The organism is Hungatella sp. (genome assembly GCF_046966825.1).
In genome coordinates, this window is the sequence record NZ_JBKVCZ010000213.1 from 1 (window position 1) to 7,190 (window position 7,190).

The window sequence follows — 7,190 nt, forward strand, 5'->3', positions numbered from 1 at the left end:
TACCATGATCAGCGAGCTGTCCACGGCCATCATCCTCTATACAGGCAAAACAAAGACGCTGACGGTAGCCGTTTACACGGAGGTGGTACGAGGCAACTACGGCATAGCGGCAGCGCTGTCCACCATACTGACGGTTCTGACGGTCGTTTCATTGCTGATCTTCAACCGGGTAAATGGAGGCAAGGATCTGAGCCTGTAGATGACAGACGGCTGTCAGACGGGGTGCCAGAGTGTACAGGCAGCAGGAATGAATATATAAATCGGCTCCTGTCCTGATGTAAAAAATCTAATACCATGACAAAGCCATATAGTTCCCGGCCGGCTCACGAAAATGTGATGAGCTGGCCGGGAACTATTTTTTACCGCTCAGCCGCTCTGCTATGGAAACAGGAGGATTATTTTTGCTTCCGCCATATTTCCTGCAAACTTTGAATCTGATTCAAACTTGACAGCTCCATCTTTTTTCGCTATACTGTTATACATATATATAACAGTATAACAGGAGGCCTCTCCATGGATTTTCAAAATGACCAGCCGATCTATATCCAGATCGGAACCTTCATAAAAGAACAAATCATAAACGGAACCATACAGCCCGGAGAGAAACTGCCTTCCGTGAGGGAATACGCGGTGCTTTTCGAGGTCTCCCCCCTCACGATCCACCGGACTGTCCAGTATCTGGAGGCGGAGGGAATCATCGTGACCCGGAAGGGCATCGGCAGCTTTGTCCGAGCTGAGATACAGGAGAAGCTGTCGGAAGACATGGTAACGGGATTGATACAGGACTTTATAGGCCGTATGAGAAACTGCGGGCTGACAGATGACCAGATCAGAGCTGCGGTTTCACAGGAACTGGAGGGAGGCCCGAAATGAGGGCTGAGGATATGAGGGCTGAGGATATGAGGACTGAGGATATGAGAAAAGATGATATAAGAACTGAGGATATAACAGCGGCATCTACCTGTCTGCTGCGTTTGCAGGATGTCATTAAAAAACGAAATGGCTGGAGGGTCTTGGATCACGCCTCTGTCACGGTCCGGGAAAACCGGATTATCGGAGTCGTGGGTGACAACGGAATCGGAAAGTCCACGCTTTTAAAATTGATGGCTGGTCTGCTCCGGCCGGATAGCGGGCAGATCATCCGCGAGGAAGCACTCCCTTCCTACATTCTTTCAGGGAGTCACTTTTACGAATGGATGACCGCGGACGACTGTGCAGGCTTCTATCGGGATTTTTATCCCGACTTTGATCGGGAACGCGCCCTGATGATGCTGGAGCAGTCGAAGATCGACCGCAGGACACGGCTCTGCCGCCTTTCCAGGGGAAAACAGGAACGGCTCTGCATGATTCTGGGGCTGTGCAGGAAAAGCCGCCTCTATCTTTTCGACGAGCCCTTTGATGGAATCGACCCGTATTTCAAGAAAGATATGAAGCGCTTCCTCCTGAAGAATATGGCAGACAACAGCTCCATCGTCATGGCGACTCATCTGCTGAAGGATCTGGAGTCTCTGTTCGATGAGGTCATATTCCTCGCTGACGGGCGTGTCTGGCAGATGGAAACGGAAAAAATCAGAATGAAGCACCACAAATCCGTGGAACAGTATTATCTGGAGGAGATCAAACATGATTAGAGTATGGAAATCTATAAAATGGCAGCTTCAGGCAGTATTTTATGAGATACGGACAGCGGCGGCATTTTTCATCATTCTGAATGGGCTGCTTTTGATTCTCCCGCTTTCCGCCTGCCGTGTCATCGATAAAAAAGCTGGATTACTCGTCCTGCTCATCAGTATCTGTTACGCAGCTTCCCTGCTTTTGGGACTGTTTTACGGGATGAACCATATGCTGGAAAAGCCGGACGCCCGGCAGAATGAGCTCTGGCGCCTGGCCGAGCCCAATCCGTGGCTGCGGATATTCTCGCGCCTGACTGCGGTCGCGGCGGTCATGGCGTTTTCCTTTTTCAATGGGCAGGCCGGCACCATCCTGATGCAGAAATTCGCGGACGCAAACCATTCCTATTTCAGAATGCAGATGAAGGATGATATTCCCGGCGCTTTCCTGCAGTTCGCGCTGCTGCTTCCGCTCCTTTATCTCTTTTTGACACTGTCTTCCAGCAGGAGGCAGAACGGCCGCGGAAAAGCCCTTACGCTGATCGCCGCACTGTTCATCGGCCAGATGGTAAGCGATGCGTTAAAGAGCCTCCCCCTCATAGCCGGTGTCCCGGCAGGAACTGCGCTTCTCTTCTTCCTGCTCTGGCAGTCCGGTAAGCTGGAGGAGGAGAGAGATGTGCCATAATACCGTATCCTCACAGCGCCCTGTTATTCTTCCGATACTCCTTCGGCGACATCTGATACCGCTCCTTAAAAATCCGGTAAAAATAACTGGTATTGTCATATCCCACCGCCAGAGCCACATCCGCCACTGCCAGTCTCGTATTTAGAAGCAGGAACGCGGCCTGGTTCAGCCGTTTGATCTGCAAAAGTTCCTTGTACGTCCTTCCGGTCAGCCGTTTCACCATCCGGCTCAGCCAGTAGATATCGTATCCCAGCATGCAGGACAGCTCCGTCAGTTCTCCATCCCGGTAGTTCTCGTCGATATATCCCAGCACCTGGAAGATCAGCCTCTGATCGAAGCCCTCCCGGGTGTGGCTGATCTTATCTGTATAGTGCATCAGCTGAAGAAACAGTAGCCCCATGGTGACCTGGTTGATGCTCCGCTTATTAGGCTGGTCATTGAGCAGTGTCCAGACCATGTTTTCCACCAGATTCTGCACCGGGAGCACATCTGCCACCTTGAAATGCAGAAAGCTGGCGTACCGGGTGTCATTGCACAAGCAGCCCACCAGGAAATCCCGCAGCAGATTTTCCTCCTCCCCCATCATCTCAAAGGCGGTATCAAAAAACTCCGGCAAAATGATGAAGTTCACAGCGACATCTCCCTCTCCGGCAGGCAGAATCTCCTGGGTGGCATGCTGGTTTAAAAAGAGCAGCTCGCCGGTCCTTAAGATAACCGTCTCCCCGTCGATCATGTGGGTCGTCTCCCCCTTGCACATATAGATCACTTCAATGTAGTTGTGTTTGTGTTTCGGGAAGTGAACGAACCGGGTATGAGGCCGGATTCGGATCAGCTTGCCGTGCTCCAGCATCTTCCCGCTGTCAATATGGAAAGCCTCCCTCACCTCCGTTCGGCGGGATGTAATAAGCTCATCGCCCTTTGTATACCTTGTCCTGTCAATCTCTGTGCGCCCGTTTAAGATTTCCCGCTCTTCTTCCGTGATCACACTGAGACGTTCCAGCATTTCCTGATTCACTGCACCGCCCCTCTCTTCTCTAGTGCCGCCGGACTTAAATGCGTACTGCATAGTGCGTGATATCTGCGTCAGGTGTGCGTCCGCGAAGCGACGGCGTAGTGGACCCTACGACTAGCTTCGTGGGCGTGCTCCTGGCGTAGATAGCGGGTGCTATGCAGTACGTATTTAGGTCCGGCGGTACTAGTATAACGTATTGTAAGTCCTTGTGTGGACAGCGGGTGCTATATGCACAAGGACTTATGATACGTTATACTAATGCTGCATTTTTCGCGGCTCATAGTTCTTCCGCTACTCTCCCCACTCAATCATATTCTTCCAGCGCACTTCCTCCATGGCATCGGCCTCCACCACATAGGCGTGGACATCGTCCGTATCGGCCATCAGCCTAAAGACAGGCGTTCCATCATCGGATGTATCGGAAATCCACCTTGCGTCCGGAACGATCACCCCATTTTCCACTGTCATGGTCCACGAAGTCGATTCCCCATCCCCGTTGACACTGGTATAGGATATCTCTCCCTCCATCAGGTCGTCTGCAAAGTTTCCTTTCTTCACCGTCTTTTTCGCCCCGTCTCCGGTCACGCCTTCATAGTAATCGTATCCGCACTCTCCGGCGCCGTCCATGACGCCATCCGTCCACGTACCGACGGAATAATCGTAGCGGACTCCCTCGTCCAGCGTAATCGCCTGAAGGGCTACACACTGGCCAGACGGCTTACCGTCCTTAAAATCGCCGTAGAAGATGGTTCCCGCACGCTGAAACACGAGGCCGTGGCCATCCGCCTCGTCCTTCATCACGCCGCCGGTATGCGGATCAGCCCCCTGGGGGGCAATCGGCGCGGAATGCGGAGAGCCCCCCTCACTGTCGACCGGCGAGGAATACAGACACGTCTCATCCGCCAGCTTTCCAAAAAACAAATCCTGAAATGCCGTATCATTCTCGTTCAGTACTCTCGCAGCGCCCTCCAAATCATTGGCGTGCATCTTCCCCTCCAGCAGATTTAAAAGCTGCTCCTCTGTATAAGTGAGCGAAATCTCGTGAACCGCAGTCTCTTCCATCTTCGATTCCTCGATGGATTCCTGTACCTCTTTGCTGGCAATCTCACTTTCGACCTGATGGATGGATTCCTCCATGCTGGCCTTTAAGTAACCGGATATCCGGACATTTCCAAGAATGCTTAAAACAAGCAGCAACACCGCAATCACGGCGGCAACTCCGGCGCTCCTGAGCGGAAAGTCCCTATTATTCTTCATATATTACTCCTCCTGTTCTCCATCTGATGACCAGGCTGTCTTAAGCAGCCGGATTCCCTCTTTAATCGCATCTTCACTGAGCATCGCATACCCCAGGATTACAGTAGGCACCACCACGGCCTTCCCCTCCCTGATCAGATAGGAAGACAGGCCGTAAACCTTTACCCCCGCCTGTTTCGCAGACTCTACCAGCCACTCCTCCGTCCTGTTTTTCTTATCCGTCAGAAGCAGATGGAGGCCTGCATACTCTCCTTTTATCGTAAATTGTTTTTCAAACGGCTTCAGCGCGCCGATCAGAGTATCGTGCTTCGCCTTGTACACGGCCCGCATCCGGTTTAAATGGCGCTCATAATAGCCGCCCATCATAAACTGGTACAGGATATTCTGGTCAATTCTCGAAACCGTGGATGTATAAAAATTCACCCGCTCCCGGTAGACCGCCAGCAGCGGTTTCGGCAGCACAAGATAGCTGACACGGATAGCCGGCGCTACGGACTTTGAAAATGTTCCGCTGTAAATAACCCGTTCCCTTCCATCCATTCCCTGCAGGGCCGGAATCGGTTTTCCCTTATAGCGGAACTCACTGTCGTAATCGTCCTCGATCAGATACCGTCCCTCTTTTTTGCAGGCCCAGGAGAGCAGCTCCTGCCGCCGTTTTACCGGCATCACGATTCCGGTCGGATACTGGTGAGACGGCATCACATAGGCGATATCCGCCCCGCTTCTCTCGAGCAGGGAAGTCTCCAGACCGGAGCCATCCATCTCCACGGGCACTACCGGATATCCCAGGCTCTTAAAGACGCGGTACGCCTGCTTGTATGTGGGATTTTCCATGGCTATGGTATGATCAGGACCCAGAATACGGGAAAGCAGCATCAATAAGTATTCCGTTCCTGCACCGACAACGATCTGTTCCGCAGTGCAGTTCACGCCTCTGGCCGAATGGAGATAGCCCCGGATCGCCTCACGAAAAGCCGGCTCCCCCTGGGGATCTCCGGTCGCAAACATCTCCTTGTTGTCGTCCACCAGCGTAGTCTTCGTGATCTTTCTCCATGTATTAAAGGGAAAACTGTCCAGATCGACGCCGCGCGGTGAGAAATCCACCTTGTATTCCGCCTCTCCGGCCGCCGGGTGACTGTCCCCCGGTACTTCCCACGGATACGTGCCGAAAAATGGACTTTCCCCCCCGTTCTCCTGCCCCGTGATCACCAGCTCCTCGATACGCGACACAAAGTATCCTTTGCACGGTATCGATTCGATATACCCTTCTGACAGCAGCTGCTCATAGGCCATCTGCGTCGTGCTCCTGCTGACCTTTAAATGCTCCGCCAGAAGGCGGGTCGAGGGAATACGGGTGGAGGACTTTAAATTCCCCTTCTTTATCTCTTCTCTGATATATTCGTATATCTGTTCATAATAAGGCATCTCTGAATGACTGTCCAGAGGGATCATCAGTTCCACGTCTCCGCCTCCTTAAGACTGGTGTGCGGACACAATGGTCAAACACACGCCAGCGTACTGGTAAAGCATATCGAGGTAAAAAAAGTGCCGCGGGATCAGGTTCTTCCAGCCCGTCACCGCAGTACGGTCCGGCCAGGTCAAACATCATATCCCCCGCGGCATCTCTAATTGCCTGTTTATCAAAATGGTATCAAACGGCGAAACCTTTATTTCGCAATCTTAAAAGAACTCTTTAAGGACACGATCCGGTTAAATACCAGATGCTCCGGAGTGCTGTCCTTGCAGTCGGCACAGAAAAAGCCATTTCTCACAAACTGGTAGCTGTCGTACGGCTTCGCCTCGGCCAGCGCCGGTTCCACATAGCAGTTCTTTATAATGGTAAGAGAATTCGGATTCAGATTCAGACTTCCGTCCTCATTTAACTTGCCCTTTTCCTCATCCACGATGTTCTCATAGAGACGGCACTCTACTGTAACGGCAGTCCTGGCGGCTACCCAGTGAATGGTTCCCTTTACCTTTCTGGCTGTGAATCCGGAACCGCTCTTCGTCTCCGGGTCGTACGTACAGTGAACCACGGTTACATTGCCGTTCTCATCCTTCTCGCATCCGGTACAGGTCACGAAATAGGCGTTCATCAGACGGACCTCGTTGCCCGGGAACAGACGGAAATACTTCTTAACCGGCTCTTCCATGAAATCTTCCCGCTCGATGTAGAGTTCTTTTCCAAAGGGCAGTTTTCTCTCTCCCAGCTCCGGATTCTCTAAATTGTTAGGAGCGTCCAGATATTCTATCGTGTCTTCCGGATAGTTGTCGATTACCAGCTTCACCGGATCTAAAATAGCCATCATTCTCGGCTTCTTCAGCTTTAAGTCCTCGCGGATACAGTATTCCAGCATGGCGTAATCCACGGAGCTGTTCGCCTTGGACACACCTACCAGATCCACAAACATGCGGATGGCTTCCGGCGTATAGCCTCTTCTTCTCAGAGCGGCAATGGAAACGAGACGCGGGTCATCCCAGCCGTCCACAATCCTGTCTTCCACCAGCTTCTTGATATAGCGCTTACCGGTAACCACGTTCGTCAAGTACAGCATGGCAAACTCAATCTGGCGCGGCGGGTTCTCAAATAAACATTCTCTCACAACCCAGTCATACAGCGGTCTGT

General features: G+C 52.1%; 7 protein-coding genes and 1 pseudogene. 4 read left to right on the top strand and 4 right to left on the bottom strand.

Going from position 1 to position 7,190, the window contains the following annotated elements; translation table 11 throughout:
• The 4 genes and pseudogenes from ACLTD4_RS32190 to ACLTD4_RS32205 form a co-directional block, all read left to right on the top strand.
• A pseudogene (locus ACLTD4_RS32190) lies at nucleotides 1–199 on the top strand (iron ABC transporter permease); the annotation flags it as partial.
• A gap of 314 nt (nucleotides 200–513) precedes the next feature.
• Nucleotides 514–873: a GntR family transcriptional regulator gene (locus ACLTD4_RS32195; protein WP_055653768.1), complete on the top strand. Its 360-nt coding sequence runs from the start codon at nucleotides 514–516 to the stop codon at nucleotides 871–873.
• Entirely contained in the window at nucleotides 870–1,631 is a 762-nt protein-coding gene (locus ACLTD4_RS32200) for an ATP-binding cassette domain-containing protein (protein ID WP_412331893.1), read from the top strand. Before ACLTD4_RS32195 ends, ACLTD4_RS32200 begins: the two co-directional genes overlap by 4 nt.
• Nucleotides 1,624–2,295 (top strand): hypothetical protein, encoded by a 672-nt coding sequence (locus tag ACLTD4_RS32205; protein WP_117621248.1) that lies wholly within the window; start codon nucleotides 1,624–1,626, stop codon nucleotides 2,293–2,295. Before ACLTD4_RS32200 ends, ACLTD4_RS32205 begins: the two co-directional genes overlap by 8 nt.
• Nucleotides 2,296–2,305: 10 nt before the next feature.
• Here ACLTD4_RS32205 and ACLTD4_RS32210 read toward each other — a convergent pair whose 3' ends face one another.
• The 4 genes from ACLTD4_RS32210 to ACLTD4_RS32225 all read right to left on the bottom strand — a co-directional run.
• Nucleotides 2,306–3,310: an AraC family transcriptional regulator gene (locus ACLTD4_RS32210; RefSeq protein WP_117621357.1), complete on the bottom strand. Its 1,005-nt coding sequence runs from the start codon at nucleotides 3,308–3,310 to the stop codon at nucleotides 2,306–2,308.
• Between the two features lie 288 nt (nucleotides 3,311–3,598).
• Complete coding sequence (locus ACLTD4_RS32215; protein WP_117621249.1) at nucleotides 3,599–4,564, bottom strand: hypothetical protein; 966 nt, start codon at nucleotides 4,562–4,564, stop codon at nucleotides 3,599–3,601.
• A gap of 3 nt (nucleotides 4,565–4,567) precedes the next feature.
• On the bottom strand, nucleotides 4,568–6,025 hold the full coding sequence (locus ACLTD4_RS32220) for a PLP-dependent aminotransferase family protein (protein ID WP_117621250.1): 1,458 nt from the start codon (nucleotides 6,023–6,025) through the stop codon (nucleotides 4,568–4,570).
• 206 nt (nucleotides 6,026–6,231) lie between these two features.
• Nucleotides 6,232–7,190 (bottom strand): glutamate--tRNA ligase family protein (locus tag ACLTD4_RS32225; protein ID WP_412331894.1); only part of this gene is annotated, 959 nt, incomplete at its 5' end.